The organism is Actinacidiphila cocklensis, from assembly GCF_907177275.1.
Classification (GTDB): Bacteria; Actinomycetota; Actinomycetes; order Streptomycetales; family Streptomycetaceae; genus Actinacidiphila; species Actinacidiphila cocklensis.
The window spans coordinates 1-15,035 of record NZ_CAJSLV010000024.1; the positions used below are offsets into that span (position 1 = coordinate 1).

Consider the following 15,035-nt stretch of genomic DNA (forward strand, 5'->3'; position numbering starts at 1 on the left):
GGCCTCTGCACCGGCGGCTGCGCGGGCGGCGCCACGTCCGGCCGGGTCACCGGGGGCGGCGGGGTCTGCGGCGCCGAGCCGCCGGGCTGGGCCGTCGCGGGCGGCGAGCCGGGGGCCACGTGCCTGGCCGGGATCTCCGCGGCCAGCGCGCCCGGCAGCCACTGCTCGGGCCGGCGCAGCTCCGTCTGCTGCGAGGCGGCCTGGCACATCCGCACGATCTCGGCGAGCGACGGCCGCTCGGCCGGCTCCTTGGCCAGGCACCGGCTCACCAGCGGGCGCAACTCGGCCGGGAGCGTGGCGAGGTCGGGCTCCTCGTGGACGATGCGGTAGAGCACCGCGTGCGAGGGTCCCTCGCCGTACGCGGGCGAGCCCAGCGCCGCGTAGGCGGCGACCTGGCCGAGCGCGAAGACGTCGGTGGCGGGGGTGATCTCGCGGCCCGCGGCCTGCTCGGGCGACATGAAGGCCGGCGTGCCGATGGTGACGCCACTGCCGGTCAGGGCGGTGGCGTCGGCGGCGCGGGCGATGCCGAAGTCGATGACCCGGGGGCCGTCGGAGGCGAGCAGCACGTTCGACGGCTTGAGGTCGCGGTGCACCAGGCCCGCGCCGTGCACGGCCTCCAGCGCCTCGGCGATGCCGGCGACCAGCAGCAGGACGGTCGGCACCGGCAGCGGCCCGTGGCTGCCGACCGCCGACGACAGGGTCGGCCCCGGCACGAAGGCCGTGGCCAGCCAGGGCCGCTGCCCGTCCGCGTCGCTGTCGATGACCGGCGCGGTGTAGAGGCCCTGCACCCGCTGCGCGGCCTGCACCTCCTGCTTGAAGCGCCGCCGGAACTCCGTGTCCTCGGCGAACTCCGGCCTGATCACCTTGATGGCGACCGGCCGCCCCGCCGGGGTGTGCGAGAGGTAGACCTTGCCCATCCCGCCGGCCCCGAGCTTCGCCGCAAGCCGGTACGTCCCGACCGACGCCGGATCGTCCGCGTCAAGCGGCTGAAACACCTCGCCGGACCCCGCCCCACTCATCCCTGACCGCCTCGTCCCCGTCGTTGCTGATGGCGGCATGGAGACTACCGGCCGCGAGGCCTGGTCTGTTTCCCTGTGGCCCAGTTGTGCCCTGACAGGCACTCAGCGGTGACGCGGGATCTGAGCGCGGGCCGGTCGCCCGGGTCCGGGAACGCGAACAGGTCAGGCCGCCGGCCCCGCGGCCACGCAGAACTCGTTGCCCTCCGGGTCGGCCATCATCACGTGGTGGCCGTCGAAGCGCTCCAGCACCCGGCCGCCCGCGCCGACCAGGCGGGCGGCCTCGGCCTCGATGCGCCGCCAGCGCTCGGCCGCGGTGCCGTGCCCGGGGACGCGGACGTCCATGTGGAGGCGGTTCTTGGCGGTCTTGGGCTCGGGCACCTTCAGGATGCCCAGCCGCGGCCCGACGCCCTCGGGGTCGCACAACCAGGCGCCGTCGTCCACGGAGTCGTCCTCGCCGAGGTCGAAGGACGCGTGCCATTCCGCCCGGGTGGCGAAGGGCGCGGGCGGCGGCTCGTCCACGTAGCCGAGTGCCGTCTTCCAGAAGGCGGCCAGCGTCGGGGCGTGCACGGCGTCGAGGGTGAGATCGATGCGTACGGCCATGACAGCACCGTAGTACCCGGGTCCGACACCGGCCGGGTCCTAGGCCTCCGGGCCGATGCGGACGGCGGCGGGGCCGGGCTAACGTCGGGCGGCATGACACAGAACGATCAGCCCGCGGGGCCGCGCAGCCGTGAGGAGCGCAGGCGCAACGCCGTGCGCCTGCTGGAGACCGAGCTCGACGTGTGGGTCGGGACCGCCGACGCGGCCGGGGTGCCGACGCTGATGCCGCTGACGTACCTGTGGGACGGCGAGGCGGTGTGGCTGTCCACCCGGCCGACCAACCCGACCGGGGCGAACCTGGCGGCGTCCGGCCTGGTGAGGCTGTGCCTGGGGACGACGCGGGACGTCGTGCACATCGAGGGGGCGGCCACCGCCTTCACCGCGGACGAGCTGCCCGACGGCGTCGGCGACGCCTTCGCCGCAAAGGACGGCTGGGACCCGCGCAAGGACCCGGAGCGCTACGACTTCTACCGCGTCGCCCTGCAGCAGCTGCGGGCCTGGGGCACCGTCCCCGAGCTGAAGGGCCGCCTGCTGATGAAGGACGGCCGCTGGCTGGTGTGATCCCGCGGCACCGCAGATGCTACGGGGACAGTAGTATCCCGCTGCCCGTCCAGGACCGGAGGGGCAGAACAGGGGGCAGGGACATGCACATGTCGAGGGCAGTGCGCATGCTCGCGGTCGGCGCGGCCGCCGCGGGTCTCTTCACGGCGACGGGCGGCAGCGCCCAGGCGCAGGACGGTTACAGCGACGGGGACTACCAGGCCTCGACCAAGGCGGAGTTCGTGAACTGCGGCGGCGAGGTGCAGCTCGGCACCTCGCTCAGCAACGGCTCGCTGTACGCCCGCGGCGGCTTCACGCTCAACCTCAGCAGCCGCGGACGGGAGTGCTGGGGCTGGCTGGAGCGCAGCACCGACGGCGGCCACACCTGGACGACCATCTCCGGGGGCCACCACGGGGCGGGGGTCTTCGCGCAGACCTACTACTACTACGACGGCGTCGGCTACCTCGCCCGGGTGTGCGTGGGCGACCTGCTGTACGACAACTCCTACTCCTGCGGCGCCGGCGTCTGAGCCCGTCCGTCCCGCGTCCCCGGTCCGGCAGGACCGGACCGGGGACGAAGGGGAGGGGCGGGGTCAGAGGACCCGGACCGCCCAGTCGGGCTCGGAGTAGGTCAGCGGCTTGATGCCGACCGGCGAGGAGGGGTTCGCCGCGTCGAGGTACTGGCCGCCGCCGATGTAGACGCCGACGTGGTACGCGCTGCCCTCGCCGCCCCAGAAGACCAGGTCGCCGGCCTTGAGGCTGCTGAGGCTGACCGGGGTGCCGGTGGTCGACTGCTCCTGCGAGGTGCGCGGGAGGTTCACGCCGACCGTGGCGAACGCGGCCTGGGTCAGGCCCGAGCAGTCGTACGAGCTGGGGCCGGTGGCGCCGTAGACGTACGGCTTGCCGATCTGCGCCTTCAGGAAGGCGATCAGCTTGTCGACCTTCGTGCCCGAGGGGGCGGCGGCCGACGTGGTCGCGGTGGAGGAGGACACCGGCTTCGCTATGAGCGCGGTGCGCTTCGCGGAGCGCGAGGCGGCCAGCGCGCTGGCGGTGGCCCGCGCCTTGGCGGCCTTCGCGGCGACGGCGGCCTTGCGGGCCGTTGCCGCCCTGGCCTGCGCTGCGGCCTGGTCCGCTGCCTGGTCCGCTGCCTGCCGGCGATGCGCGGCCAGCGACATCTCGATCGCGTCCTGCGCGATCGCGTCGGCGGCCTGCTCGCCCGTGACGGCGGTGGACAGCGAGGTGGACAGCGTGCGGGCGGAGACGTTCCCGCCGCCGTACGACGTGTCGGAGTGGTTGTCGGCTATGGCCGGAGCCGCCGCACCGCTGAGCGCGAGGGCGCTGACGACACCGCCGACGATTCCGGCCCGGCGCGTCCAGTTGGGACGCGACGGTGCGGCGTGCCGTCGGCGGCCGGTATGCGAACCGTCCGGGGTGTGCGAGGCGGACGCGGGGGTCCGGGGTCTGTTCTGGGGCATGCGTCTCTGGCTATCAGGAATGAAAGGTTCCGTTCAACAAAGGTGTGATGCGCCACAGTTGACGTGCTCACGGCTCAAATGCCCGTTTCATGATCTTGCCGATCGGGCGGTTTGATGCATTTTCATATGGCCGGTCACGTATGTGCTCGTGCACGCATTCACGCATGCGATTCCTCGACCACGAGGGGCTGTTGGCGAGTCGGCGGCGCGCTATCACGAGGTCGCGTCCAACTCCAATTTGCCCGCCGCCATGGTCGCTTGATAATGAGCGCACGTCTCTGACCAGCAAGAATTAACATGGATGTGACGTGAAGTGATCGTTTGCGGGTGATCCACCCCATGATCACCGCTCATCCGACTTCATGATCATTGGTCAGGTGGTGGAGATCACAAAGGTCCGCTCGTACCCCGTGTCGCAGATCACAGACCGGGAGGCATAGGATGCAGGCGACTTGGGCTTGTGAACTGCCTCACATGGACGCGATCTTCCTCGCGGAAGGTGATGCGGACCACATCGCAGGTCGGTCCGTACATGTCAGTCACTGCCGACTGGAAGGAGCGGGGGACGGTGAACGCCTACGCGCCCATTTTCGTCCTGGGGGGCATCGCGGCCGGCTTCGCGATCTTCTCCGTTTTCATGGCCTCGATCATCGGGCCGAAACGGTACAACCGGGCCAAGTTGGAAGCGTACGAGTGCGGCATCGAGCCGACACCGCAGCCGGTCGGCGGCGGACGCTTCCCGATCAAGTACTACCTGACGGCGATGCTGTTCATCGTCTTCGACATCGAGATCGTCTTCCTCTACCCCTGGGCCGTCACCTTCGACCGCCTGGGGATGTTCGGGCTCGTGGAGATGCTCCTCTTCGTGCTCACCGTCTTCGTCGCCTACGCGTACGTATGGCGGCGCGGCGGCCTGGAATGGGACTAGGGACCGAGGGGACCAGGGAGCCTACGCATGGGTATCGAAGAGAAACTGCCGAGCGGATTCCTGCTGACGACAGTGGAGACCGCGGCGGGCTGGGTACGTAAGGCGTCGGTCTTCCCGGCCACCTTCGGCCTGGCCTGCTGCGCCATCGAGATGATGACCACCGGCGCAGGGCGCTACGACATGGCCCGCTTCGGCATGGAGGTCTTCCGCGGATCGCCGCGGCAGGCCGACCTGATGATCGTCGCGGGCCGGGTGAGCCAGAAGATGGCGCCGGTGCTGCGGCAGGTCTACGACCAGATGCCGAATCCGAAGTGGGTCATCTCGATGGGCGTCTGCGCATCGAGCGGCGGGATGTTCAACAACTACGCCATCGTGCAGGGCGTCGACCACATCGTGCCGGTCGACATCTACCTGCCGGGCTGCCCGCCGCGCCCCGAGATGCTGCTCGACGCGATCCTCAAGCTGCACGAGAAGATCCAGGGCGGCAAGCTCGGCGTGAACCGCGAAGAGGCCGCCCGCGAGGCGGAGGAAGCGGCGCGCAAGGCGCTCCCCACGATCGAGATGAAGGGGCTCCTGCGATGAGCGAGTCCGACGGCGCAGGCGGCAACAACGTTCCCGCCCCCCGCGAGCAGGGCGCCGGCGAGGTCATCGGCGTCCGCAAGGGCATGTTCGGCGCGAACAACGGCGGCGACACCTCCGGTTACGGCGGCCTGGTCCGCACCGTGCGGCTGCCCGGCCCCAGCTCCCGGCCCTACGGCGGCAAGGACGGGGTCTTCGACGAGATCGCCGACGAGCTGGAGGGCGCCCTCGACGAGCAGGGCCTGCCGCCGGCCGAGGCGATCGAGAAGACCGTCGTGGACCGCGGCGAACTGACCTTCCACATCGCCCGCGAGCACCTGGTGCGGGTCGCCCGCACGCTGCGCGACGACCCGGCGCTGCGCTTCGAGCTGTGCACCGGCGTGAGCGGCGTGCACTACCCGGGCGAGGAGGGTGCCGAACTGCACGCGGTCTACCACCTGCGCTCGCTGACCCACGGCAGGCTGATCCGGCTCGAAGTGGGCGTCCCCGACGCCGACCCGCACCTCCCGTCGCTGGTGAGCGTCTATCCCACCAACGACTGGCACGAGCGCGAGACCTACGACTTCTTCGGCATCGTCTTCGACGGCCACCCGGCGCTCACCCGGATCATGATGCCGGACGACTGGCCCGGCCACCCGCAGCGCAAGGACTACCCGCTCGGCGGCATCCCCGTCGAGTACAAGGGTGCCCAGATCCCGGCTCCCGACCAGCGGAGGTCGTACTCATGACGAACGGATACGCCCCCCCGTCGCCCGACCGCCACCCCTCAACGACTCCCCTCGGGAGGCTGACATGACCTACGGTGCCCCGCAGCAGGCGGAGGAGCGCGAGACCACCGAGGGCAAGGTCTTCACCGTCACCGGTGGCGATTGGGACGAGCTGGCCGAGACGGTCGGCAAGTCCGACGACGAGCGGATCATCGTCAACATGGGTCCGCAGCACCCCTCCACCCACGGAGTGCTGCGGCTGATCCTGGAGATCGACGGCGAGACGGTCACCGAGGCGCGGTCCGGCATCGGCTACCTGCACACCGGTATCGAGAAGAACATGGAGTACAGGACCTGGGTCCAGGGCTCCACCTTCGTGACGCGGATGGACTACCTGACGCCGCTGTTCAACGAGACCGCGTACTGCATGGCCGTGGAGAAGCTGCTCGGCATCACCGACCAGGTGCCGGACCGGGCGACGGTCATCCGGGTGCTGCTCATGGAGCTGAACCGGATCTCCTCGCACCTGGTGTGCATCGCCACCGGCGGCATGGAGCTGGGCGCCACCACGATCATGATCTACGGCTTCCGGGACCGCGAGATGATCCTGGACATCCTGGAGCTGATCACCGGCCTGCGGATGAACCACGCCTACGTCAGGGTCGGCGGCCTCGCCCAGGACCTGCCGCCCGGCGCGATCGACCAGGTGCGGGAGTTCGTGAAGACCTTCCGCAAGAACCTGCCCGAGTACGACAAGCTCGCCACCGGCAACCCGATCTTCAAGGGCCGGATGCAGGACGTCGGCTACCTGGACCTGAGCGGCTGCATGGCGCTCGGTGCGACAGGGCCGATCCTGCGGGCCGCGGGACTTCCCCACGACCTGCGCAAGTCGGACCCCTACTGCGGTTACGAGACCTACGACTTCGACATCCCGACCGCCGACACCTGCGACTCCTACGGGCGCTTCCTGGTCCGGCTGGCCGAGATGCACGAGAGCCTGCGGATCGTCGAGCAGTGCCTGGACCGGCTCGCGCCGGGAGCGGTGATGGTCGAGGACAAGAAGATCGCCTGGCCCGCGCAGCTGGCGCTCGGCCCGGACGGCATGGGCAACAGCCTGGACCACATCAAGAAGATCATGGGCACCTCGATGGAGGCCCTGATCCACCACTTCAAGCTCGTCACCGAGGGCTTCCGGGTGCCGCCGGGGCAGGCCTACACGGCGGTGGAGTCCGCGAAGGGCGAGCTGGGCGTGCACGTCGTGAGCGACGGCGGGACCCGGCCCTACCGGGTGCACTTCCGCGACCCGTCGTTCACCAATCTCCAGTCCATGGCGGCGATGTGCGAGGGCGGCCAGGTCGCCGACGTCATCGTCGCGGTGGCGTCCATCGACCCCGTGATGGGAGGCGTCGACCGATGACCGACGTGTCACTGGGCATCCCGCAGATGCCCGCGCCCGACTACCCGGCCGACGTGCGCGCCCGGCTGGAGAGCGACGCCCGGGAGGTGATCGCCCGCTACCCCGGTTCGCGCAGCGCCCTGCTGCCGCTGCTGCACCTGGTGCAGTCCGAGGAGGGCCACGTCACCCGCACCGGCATCCGCTTCTGCGCCGAGATGCTCGGCCTGACCACGGCCGAGGTCACGGCGGTGTCGACCTTCTACACCATGTACCGCCGCAAGCCCAGCGGCGACTACCAGGTCGGGGTCTGCACCAACACGCTGTGCGCGGTGATGGGGGGTGACGCCATCTTCGACGAGCTCAAGCAGCACCTCGGCGTCGGCAACGACGAGACGACCGAGGACGGCAAGGTCACCCTCGAACACATCGAGTGCAACGCGGCCTGCGACTTCGCCCCGGTGGTGATGGTCAACTGGGAGTTCTTCGACAACCAGACGCCCGAGTCGGCCCGCCGGCTGGTCGACGACCTGATCGCCGGCCGTGAGGTGCGCCCCACCCGGGGCGCCCCGCTGTGCACGTACAAGGAGACCGCGCGCATCCTGGCCGGCTTCCCCGACCCCCGCGACGGCGCGGTCGAGGCGAGCGGCGGTGCGGGTCCCGCGTCGCTGGCCGGCCTGCGGCTGCACCGCGGCGAGGCCCCGGCCCGGGTGGTCGGCCAGCGCGCCGAGTCCCCGAGCGACACCGGCGACGCGAGCACGGAGGACGGCGAGTGATGACCGTGGAACCTGCCGAGAAGCTGCTCGCCCCCGTACTGTCCGCCTTCTGGGACGACCCGCGGTCATGGACGCTGGAGACCTACTGCAGGCACGACGGCTACCAGGCGCTGACCAAGGCCTTCGCGATGGCGCCCGACGACGTCATCGCGTACGTCAAGGACTCGGGCCTGCGCGGCCGAGGCGGCGCGGGCTTCCCCACCGGCATGAAGTGGCAGTTCATCCCGCAGGGTGACGGCAAGCCGCACTACCTGGTGGTCAACGCCGACGAGTCGGAGCCCGGGACCTGCAAGGACATCCCGCTGCTCTTCGCCAACCCGCACTCCCTCATCGAGGGCATGATCATCGCGTGCTACGCGATCCGCTCGCATCACGCCTTCATCTACCTCCGCGGTGAGACCGTGCCGGTACTGCGGCGGCTGCACGAAGCCGTCCGCGAGGCCTACGCGGCCGGCTATCTGGGCACCGACATCCAGGGCAGCGGCTTCGACCTGGAACTCACCGTGCACGCAGGCGCCGGCGCCTACATCTGCGGCGAGGAGACCGCGCTGCTGGACTCGCTGGAGGGCCGGCGCGGCCAGCCGAGGCTGCGGCCGCCCTTCCCCGCCGTCGAGGGGCTCTACGCCTGCCCCACTGTGGTGAACAACGTCGAGTCCATCGCGTCGGTTCCCGCGATCATCCAGCGCGGCAAGGACTGGTTCAAGTCGATGGGCAGCGAGAAGTCCCCGGGCTTCACGCTCTACTCGCTGTCCGGGCACGTCGCCCGCCCCGGCCAGTACGAGGGGCCGCTGGGCATCACGCTGCGCCAACTGCTCGACATGGGCGGCGGGATGCGCCCGGGCCACCGGCTGAAGTTCTGGACGCCGGGCGGCTCGTCCACCCCGATGTTCACCGACGAGCACCTCGACGTCCCCCTGGACTACGAGGGCGTCGGCGCTGCCGGCTCGATGCTCGGCACCAAGGCGCTCCAGTGCTTCGACGAGACCACCTGCGTGGTGCGGGCGGTCACCCGGTGGACCGAGTTCTACGCCCACGAGTCGTGCGGCAAGTGCACCCCGTGCCGCGAGGGCACCTACTGGCTCGTCCAGCTGCTCCGGGACATCGAGGCCGGCAAGGGCCGTATCGAGGACCTGGACAAGCTCAACGACATCGCCGACAACATCAACGGCAAGTCCTTCTGCGCGCTCGGCGACGGCGCCGCCGCGCCGATCTTCTCCTCGCTCAAGTACTTCCGCGAGGAGTACGAGGAGCACATCGAGCGCAAGGGCTGCCCCTTCGACCCGGCCCGCTCCACCGCCTGGGCCGACAAGTACCGTACGGAGGCCCACGCGTGACCGTCACCACAAGCAGTGCGTCCTCCGGCGCGGGGCAGCCCGCGGTGCCGCCGCAGGACCTGGTCTCCGTCACCGTCGACGGCATCCCGATCTCGGTGCCCAAGGGCACCCTGGTGATCAGGGCCGCCGAGTTGCTCGGCATCGAGATCCCGCGGTTCTGCGACCACCCGCTGCTGGACCCGGTCGGCGCCTGCCGGCAGTGCATCGTCGAGATCGAGGGCCAGCGCAAGCCGGTCGCCTCCTGCACCATCACCTGCACCGACGGCATGGTCATCAGCACCCAGCTGACCTCGCCGGTCGCCGAGAAGGCGCAGCGCGGGGTGATGGAGCTGCTGCTCATCAACCACCCGCTGGACTGCCCGGTGTGCGACAAGGGCGGCGAGTGCCCGCTGCAGAACCAGGCGATGCAGGTCGGCGACCCCGACTCGCGCTTCGAGGGCAAGAAGCGCACCTTCGAGAAGCCCGTGCCGATCTCGGCGCAGGTGCTGCTGGACCGCGAGCGGTGCGTGCTGTGCGCGCGCTGCACCCGGTTCAGCAACCAGGTCGCCGGCGACCCGATGATCGAGCTGCTGGAGCGCGGGGCGCTGCAGCAGGTCGGCATCGGCGCGGGCGACCCGTTCGAGTCGTACTTCTCCGGCAACACCATCCAGATCTGCCCGGTCGGCGCGCTGACCTCGGCCGCGTACCGCTTCCGCTCCCGGCCCTTCGACCTGGTGTCGTCGCCCTCGGTGTGCGAGCACTGCGCGGGCGGCTGCGCGACCCGTACCGACCACCGGCGCGGCAAGGTCATGCGGCGGCTCGCCTCGAACGACCCCGAGGTCAACGAGGAGTGGCTGTGCGACAAGGGCCGCTTCGGCTTCCGCTACGCCCAGCGGCCCGAGCGGCTGACCCACCCGCTGGTCCGTGGCGCCGACGGTGAACTGGCCCCGGCCTCCTGGCCCGAGGCGCTCGCCGCCGCCGCGGCCGGCCTGACCGCCGCGCACGGCAGGGCCGCGGTCCTGCCCGGCGGACGGCTCACCGTCGAGGACGCCTACGCCTACGCCAAGTTCGCCCGGGTCGTGCTCGGGACGAACGACGTGGACTTCCGGGCCCGCGCGCACTCCGCCGAGGAGGCCGAGTTCCTGGCCGCCGCGGTCGCCGGGCGCGGGCTCGACCTGGACTCGGCCGGGGTGACCAACGCCCGTCTTGAGGCCGCACCCGCGGTGCTGCTCGCCGGGCTCGAAGCCGAGGAGGAGGCCCCCGGGGTCTTCCTGCGGCTCCGCAAGGCGCACCGCAAGCGCAAGCAGCAGGCGTACGCGCTCGCCACCCACGCCACCCGCGGCCTGGACAAGGCGGGTGGCATCCTGCTGCCCGCCGCGCCCGGCACCGAGGCCGAGTGGATGGACGCGCTGGCCGGCGGCGTGGGCCTGGACGAGGCCGGGCGGCAGGCCGCGGACGCGCTGCGTACCGAAGGCGCCGTCATCCTCGTCGGCGAGCGGCTCGCCGCCGTACCCGGCGGGCTCACCGCGGCGCTCCGGCTGGCCACCGCCACCGGCGCCGCCCTGGCGTGGATCCCGCGCCGGGCCGGTGAGCGCGGCGCGGTCGAGGCCGGCGCGCTGCCCGGGCTGCTGCCCGGCGGACGCCCGGTCACCGACCCGCGCGCCCGCGACGAGGTGTCCCGGGTGTGGGGACTGCCCACGCTGCCGGGCCGCTTCGGGCGGGACACCACCGAGATCCTGGAGGCGGCCGCGACCGGCGAGCTGGGTGCGCTGGTCGTCGGCGGCGTCGAGGTCGCCGACCTGCCGGACCCGGCCCGCGCCCGCGCGGCGCTGGACGCGGTCGGCTTCGTCGTCAGCCTGGAGCAGCGGCCGAGCGAGGTCACCGACCGCGCCGACGTGGTGCTCCCGGTGGCCGCGGTCGCCGAGAAGGCCGGCACCTTCCTGAACTGGGAGGGCAGGCTGCGGATGTTCGAGGCCGCCATCAAGCCCGACCAGGCCACCAGCAGGCACCAGCTGCCCGACGCGCGGGTGCTGACCATGCTGGCCGACGCGCTGGACGTGAAGCTCGGCCTGTCCGACGTACGGTCCGCGCGCGCCGAGCTGGACAGCCTGTCCGGGTGGTCCGGCGGCTACGGTTCCGCGCCGCTGGAGTCCGCGGTGCCGCTGCCCAGGCCCGAGCCGGGCCAGGCGGTGCTCGCCGGGCACCGGCTGCTGCTCGACCAGGGGCGGCTGCAGGACGGCGATGACGCGCTGGCCGCCACCCGCCACGCGGCGGTGGCCCGGCTGTCCGCGGCGACGGCGGCGGAACTGGGCGCCGAGGACGGCGCACCGCTCACCGTCACGGGACCCGCGGGCACCACCACGCTGCCGCTGGCCGTCACCCCGATGCCCGACCATGTGGTCTGGCTCCCGCTCAACTCGACGGGTTCCGGTGTGGGTTCCGATGTCGGAGCCCGGCCGGGACAGGTCGTAGCGATCTCTGCGGAGGCGTCCTCATGAGCGCATCAGTGCTCGGCGGCACCCAGCTGGCCGCCACCACGGAGAACCTGTCGTTCTTCGGCAACGACGTGTGGTGGCTGATCCTCCTCAAGGCCGTCTTCTGCTTCGCCTTCGCGATGCTGACCGTGCTGTTCTCCATCGTCTGGGAGCGCAAGGTCGTCGCCTGGATGCAGCTGCGCATCGGCCCCAACCGGCACGGCCCCTGGGGCATGCTCCAGTCGCTCGCCGACGGCGTGAAGCTGATGCTCAAGGAGGACATCACCGTCAAGCGGGCCGACAAGGTGGTGTTCGTCCTCGCCCCGATCGTGGCGGCGATCCCCGCCTTCATGGCCTTCGCGGTGGTGCCCTTCGGCCCGGCCGACAACGAGGTGTCCATCTTCGGGCAGCGCACCGCGCTGCAGCTCACCGACCTGCCGATCGGCATCCTCTACATCCTGGCGACCGCGTCGGTCGGCATCTACGGCATCGTGCTCGCCGGCTGGTCGTCCGGCTCGACCTACCCGCTGCTCGGCGGCCTGCGCGCGTCGGCCCAGATGATCTCCTACGAGATCGCGATGGGCCTGTCCTTCGCGGCGGTCTTCCTCTACTCCGGGTCCATGTCGACCTCGACGATCGTCGGCGCCCAGCACGACCGCTGGTACGTGATCCTGCTGCCGGTGTCGTTCCTGGTCTACATCTGCACGATGATCGGCGAGACCAACCGCGCCCCCTTCGACATGCCCGAGTCCGAGGGCGACCTGGTCGGCGGCTTCAACACCGAGTACAGCTCGATCAAGTTCGCGCTGTTCATGCTCGCCGAGTACGTCAACATGGTGACCGTCTCCGCGGTCGCCACCACCCTCTTCCTCGGCGGCTGGCGCGCGCCCTGGCCGATCAGCACCTTCTGGGAGGGCGCGAACCACGGCTGGTGGCCGATGCTCTGGTTCGTCGTCAAGGTCCAGCTGCTGCTGTTCTTCTTCATCTGGCTGCGCGGCACCCTGCCCCGGGTGCGCTACGACCAGCTGATGAAGCTCGGCTGGAAGGTGCTCATCCCGATCTCGATGGTCTGGCTGATGCTGGTCGCCGCGGTCCGCGCGATGCGCAACGAGGACTACGACTTCACGAAGATCGTGCTCTACATCGCCGGCGCGGTGCTGGTGCTGCTGCTGATCTCGCTGGTCGCGGACCTGTTCAGGGACCGCGAGGAGAAGAAGAAGCCGGCCGAGGGCGGACTGCTCGCCCCGCCGGAACAGTTCGACCCGATGGCCGGCGGCTACCCCGTACCGCCGCTGCCAGGGCAGCAGATCCAGCGGGTGCCGCGCCGCCCCAGCCGGGCGGAGCCCCAACTCGTCGGAGCATCCGGCCAGGACGCCCCGGAGCAGGAGAAGCAGGAGGACGGCGATGCCTGAGTTCCTCGGCCCGGTCGCAGGCTTCGGCGTGACCTTCAAGGCCATGTTCAAGAAGCGGCTCACCGAGCAGTACCCCGAGTACAAGAAGCCCACAGCACCGCGCTTCCACGGCCGCCACCAGCTCAACCGGCACCCGGACGGCCTGGAGAAGTGCGTCGGCTGCGAGCTGTGCGCCTGGGCGTGCCCGGCGGACGCGATCTACGTGGAAGGCGCGGACAACACCGACGAGGAGCGCTACTCCCCGGGTGAGCGCTACGGCCGCGTCTACCAGATCAACTACGCCCGCTGCATCCTGTGCGGGCTGTGCATCGAGGCGTGCCCGACCCGCGCGCTGACCATGACCAACGAGTACGAACTCGCCGACAGCACCCGCGAGTCGCTGATCTTCACCAAGGAGCAGCTGCTGGCCGGCCTGGAGGAGGGCATGGTCGAGTCGCCGCACTCGATCTTCCCCGGGATGGACGAGGGCGACTACTACCGCGGCCTGGTCACCGAGGCCGCGCCCGGCACCGTACGGCAGGTCGCCGTCTCCAAGGGCGAGAAGCCCGACGAGACGGTCGCCGAGCAGGACGCGGGCGACGCCGAGATCACCGCCCCCGGCGGTTCGGCTCCGGCGGGAACGGGGGCCGAGGCATGATGCCGCTCGCGGCTGCCGCCGCCTTGCAGACCTCTACCGGTGAGGCCGTGCAGTTCTGGATCCTGGGCACGGTCGCCGTGCTCGGCGCCCTGGGCACGGTCCTGATGAAGAAGTCCATCCACAGCGCCCTGTCGCTGGCCGGCACGATGATCATCCTGGCGGTCTTCTACCTGGCGCAGGGCGCGTACTTCCTGGGCGTCGTCCAGATCGTCGTCTACACCGGCGCGATCATGATGCTGTTCCTCTTCGTGGTCATGCTGGTCGGCATCACCGCGGCGGACTCCCTCAAGGAGACCCTCAAGGGCCAGCGCTTCATGGCCGCGGTGTGCGGCATCGGCTTCGGCGTCCTGCTGATCGCCGGTATCGCCAACGCCTCGCTGGACACCTTCGCCGGCACCGGCGCGGCCAACGCGGCCGACGGCGGCAACGTCCAGGGCCTGGCGCACCTGCTGTTCACCAAGTACGTGTGGGCCTTCGAGATCACCGGCGCCCTGCTGATCACCGCGGCCGTCGGCGCGATGGTGCTCACCCACCGGGAGCGCACCGAGGAGCGCCGCACCCAGCGCGAGCTGTCCGAGGCCAGGGTGCGCGAGGGCCGCCAGGTGACCCCGCTGCCCGCACCGGGCACCTACGCCCGGCACAACGCGGTGGACATCCCCGCGCTGCTGCCCGACGGCACGATCTCCGAGCTGTCGGTCAGCGCCACCCTGCGCGAGCGCGGCCAGATCCGCGACGTGTCGGGTGACGCCATGCGGCGGCTCGCCGACCTGGAGCAGAGTTCCGAGCGCTGGCTCGGCCGCGAGGGCGAGCGCCCCGAGGTCGGGTCCGGCGAGCGGGCCGAGCACAACGACCGGGCCGAGGAGGGCGCCAAGTGAATCCGGCCAACTATCTGTACCTGTCGGCGCTGCTGTTCACCATCGGCGCCGCCGGTGTGCTGATCCGGCGCAACGCGATCGTCGTCTTCATGTGCGTCGAGCTGATGCTGAACGCCTGCAACCTGGCGTTCGTCACCTTCTCCCGGCTGCACGGCAACCTCGACGGGCAGGTCATCGCCTTCTTCACGATGGTCGTGGCCGCCGCCGAGGTCGTGGTCGGGCTCGCGATCATCGTGTCGATCTTCCGTTCCCGCCACTCGGCCTCGGTCGACGACGCCAATCTCATGAAGCTGTAGAGGGGCTGCGA

Annotated in this window: 16 protein-coding genes; 13 read left to right on the forward strand and 3 right to left on the reverse strand. The window is 70.9% G+C overall.

The features are described from left to right. Together NFU81_RS03810 and NFU81_RS03815 are read right to left on the reverse strand one after the other, a co-directional pair. Positions 1–1,019, reverse strand: a 1,019-nt coding sequence (locus NFU81_RS03810; protein WP_251484998.1) for a serine/threonine-protein kinase, incomplete at its 3' end; no start/stop codon positions are given. A 162-nt stretch (positions 1,020–1,181) separates the two neighbouring features. Then, the gene (locus NFU81_RS03815) at positions 1,182–1,619 is read right to left on the reverse strand and encodes a VOC family protein (protein ID WP_251484999.1); all 438 of its coding nucleotides are present in this window, start codon (positions 1,617–1,619) and stop codon (positions 1,182–1,184) included. 93 nt (positions 1,620–1,712) lie between these two features. On the opposite strand from NFU81_RS03815, the gene NFU81_RS03820 reads away from it, so the two are divergent. Together NFU81_RS03820 and NFU81_RS03825 are read left to right on the forward strand one after the other, a co-directional pair. Then, positions 1,713–2,180, forward strand: coding sequence for a pyridoxamine 5'-phosphate oxidase family protein (locus tag NFU81_RS03820; RefSeq protein WP_251485000.1), 468 nt, complete (start codon positions 1,713–1,715; stop codon positions 2,178–2,180). A gap of 89 nt (positions 2,181–2,269) precedes the next feature. Further along, positions 2,270–2,689, forward strand: coding sequence for a hypothetical protein (locus NFU81_RS03825; protein WP_251485001.1), 420 nt, complete (start codon positions 2,270–2,272; stop codon positions 2,687–2,689). 63 nt (positions 2,690–2,752) lie between these two features. Here the strand turns inward: NFU81_RS03825 and NFU81_RS03830 are convergent, their stop codons facing one another. Beyond that, positions 2,753–3,634 carry a C40 family peptidase gene (locus NFU81_RS03830; RefSeq protein ID WP_251485002.1) on the reverse strand — a complete coding sequence of 294 codons (882 nt, stop codon included), beginning with the start codon at positions 3,632–3,634 and terminating at the stop codon, positions 2,753–2,755. 568 nt (positions 3,635–4,202) lie between these two features. Here NFU81_RS03830 and NFU81_RS03835 point away from each other — a divergent pair. From NFU81_RS03835 to nuoK, 11 genes are all read left to right on the forward strand, one after another. Then, the gene (locus NFU81_RS03835) at positions 4,203–4,562 is read left to right on the forward strand and encodes an NADH-quinone oxidoreductase subunit A (protein WP_073501933.1); all 360 of its coding nucleotides are present in this window, start codon (positions 4,203–4,205) and stop codon (positions 4,560–4,562) included. A gap of 27 nt (positions 4,563–4,589) precedes the next feature. Beyond that, the gene (locus tag NFU81_RS03840) at positions 4,590–5,144 is read left to right on the forward strand and encodes a NuoB/complex I 20 kDa subunit family protein (protein WP_033177720.1); all 555 of its coding nucleotides are present in this window, start codon (positions 4,590–4,592) and stop codon (positions 5,142–5,144) included. Beyond that, on the forward strand, positions 5,141–5,869 hold the full coding sequence (locus NFU81_RS03845) for an NADH-quinone oxidoreductase subunit C (protein ID WP_251485003.1): 729 nt from the start codon (positions 5,141–5,143) through the stop codon (positions 5,867–5,869). Before NFU81_RS03840 ends, NFU81_RS03845 begins: the two co-directional genes overlap by 4 nt. Before the next feature lie 64 nt (positions 5,870–5,933). Beyond that, entirely contained in the window at positions 5,934–7,265 is a 1,332-nt protein-coding gene (locus tag NFU81_RS03850) for an NADH-quinone oxidoreductase subunit D (RefSeq protein ID WP_251485005.1), read from the forward strand. Further along, the gene (gene nuoE, locus NFU81_RS03855; RefSeq protein ID WP_251485006.1) at positions 7,262–8,017 is read left to right on the forward strand and encodes an NADH-quinone oxidoreductase subunit NuoE; all 756 of its coding nucleotides are present in this window, start codon (positions 7,262–7,264) and stop codon (positions 8,015–8,017) included. The genes NFU81_RS03850 and nuoE overlap by 4 nt, the downstream gene beginning before the upstream one ends. Continuing rightward, a complete protein-coding gene (gene nuoF / locus NFU81_RS03860) occupies positions 8,017–9,351 on the forward strand; it encodes an NADH-quinone oxidoreductase subunit NuoF (RefSeq protein WP_251485008.1) in 1,335 nt (444 codons plus the stop codon). Before nuoE ends, nuoF begins: the two co-directional genes overlap by 1 nt. Then, entirely contained in the window at positions 9,348–11,828 is a 2,481-nt protein-coding gene (locus tag NFU81_RS03865) for an NADH-quinone oxidoreductase subunit G (RefSeq protein WP_251485013.1), read from the forward strand. The genes nuoF and NFU81_RS03865 overlap by 4 nt, the downstream gene beginning before the upstream one ends. Next, positions 11,825–13,216, forward strand: coding sequence for an NADH-quinone oxidoreductase subunit NuoH (gene nuoH, locus NFU81_RS03870; RefSeq protein WP_251485015.1), 1,392 nt, complete (start codon positions 11,825–11,827; stop codon positions 13,214–13,216). Before NFU81_RS03865 ends, nuoH begins: the two co-directional genes overlap by 4 nt. Further along, a complete protein-coding gene (gene nuoI, locus NFU81_RS03875) occupies positions 13,209–13,853 on the forward strand; it encodes an NADH-quinone oxidoreductase subunit NuoI (RefSeq protein WP_251485017.1) in 645 nt (214 codons plus the stop codon). Before nuoH ends, nuoI begins: the two co-directional genes overlap by 8 nt. Beyond that, positions 13,850–14,728, forward strand: a complete 879-nt coding sequence (locus tag NFU81_RS03880; RefSeq protein ID WP_251485019.1) for an NADH-quinone oxidoreductase subunit J — start codon at positions 13,850–13,852, stop codon at positions 14,726–14,728. The genes nuoI and NFU81_RS03880 overlap by 4 nt, the downstream gene beginning before the upstream one ends. Continuing rightward, positions 14,725–15,024 (forward strand): NADH-quinone oxidoreductase subunit NuoK, encoded by a 300-nt coding sequence (gene nuoK / locus NFU81_RS03885; protein ID WP_033177728.1) that lies wholly within the window; start codon positions 14,725–14,727, stop codon positions 15,022–15,024. Before NFU81_RS03880 ends, nuoK begins: the two co-directional genes overlap by 4 nt. Positions 15,025–15,035: the final 11 nt, after the last annotated feature.

Excerpts from the sequence above, each read along its gene's own strand:
- NFU81_RS03820 (WP_251485000.1), top strand. The coding sequence starts at position 1,713 with ATGACACAGAACGATCAGCCCGCGGGGCCGCGCAGCCGTGAGGAGCGC.
- NFU81_RS03850 (WP_251485005.1), top strand. The coding sequence starts at position 5,934 with ATGACCTACGGTGCCCCGCAGCAGGCGGAGGAGCGCGAGACCACCGAG.
- NFU81_RS03825 (WP_251485001.1), top strand. The coding sequence starts at position 2,270 with ATGTCGAGGGCAGTGCGCATGCTCGCGGTCGGCGCGGCCGCCGCGGGT.
- NFU81_RS03815 (WP_251484999.1), bottom strand. The coding sequence starts at position 1,619 with ATGGCCGTACGCATCGATCTCACCCTCGACGCCGTGCACGCCCCGACG.
- NFU81_RS03840 (WP_033177720.1), top strand. The coding sequence starts at position 4,590 with ATGGGTATCGAAGAGAAACTGCCGAGCGGATTCCTGCTGACGACAGTG.
- nuoF (WP_251485008.1), top strand. The coding sequence starts at position 8,017 with ATGACCGTGGAACCTGCCGAGAAGCTGCTCGCCCCCGTACTGTCCGCC.
- NFU81_RS03830 (WP_251485002.1), bottom strand. The coding sequence starts at position 3,634 with ATGCCCCAGAACAGACCCCGGACCCCCGCGTCCGCCTCGCACACCCCG.
- NFU81_RS03880 (WP_251485019.1), top strand. The coding sequence starts at position 13,850 with ATGATGCCGCTCGCGGCTGCCGCCGCCTTGCAGACCTCTACCGGTGAG.
- NFU81_RS03845 (WP_251485003.1), top strand. The coding sequence starts at position 5,141 with ATGAGCGAGTCCGACGGCGCAGGCGGCAACAACGTTCCCGCCCCCCGC.
- nuoE (WP_251485006.1), top strand. The coding sequence starts at position 7,262 with ATGACCGACGTGTCACTGGGCATCCCGCAGATGCCCGCGCCCGACTAC.
- nuoH (WP_251485015.1), top strand. The coding sequence starts at position 11,825 with ATGAGCGCATCAGTGCTCGGCGGCACCCAGCTGGCCGCCACCACGGAG.
- nuoI (WP_251485017.1), top strand. The coding sequence starts at position 13,209 with ATGCCTGAGTTCCTCGGCCCGGTCGCAGGCTTCGGCGTGACCTTCAAG.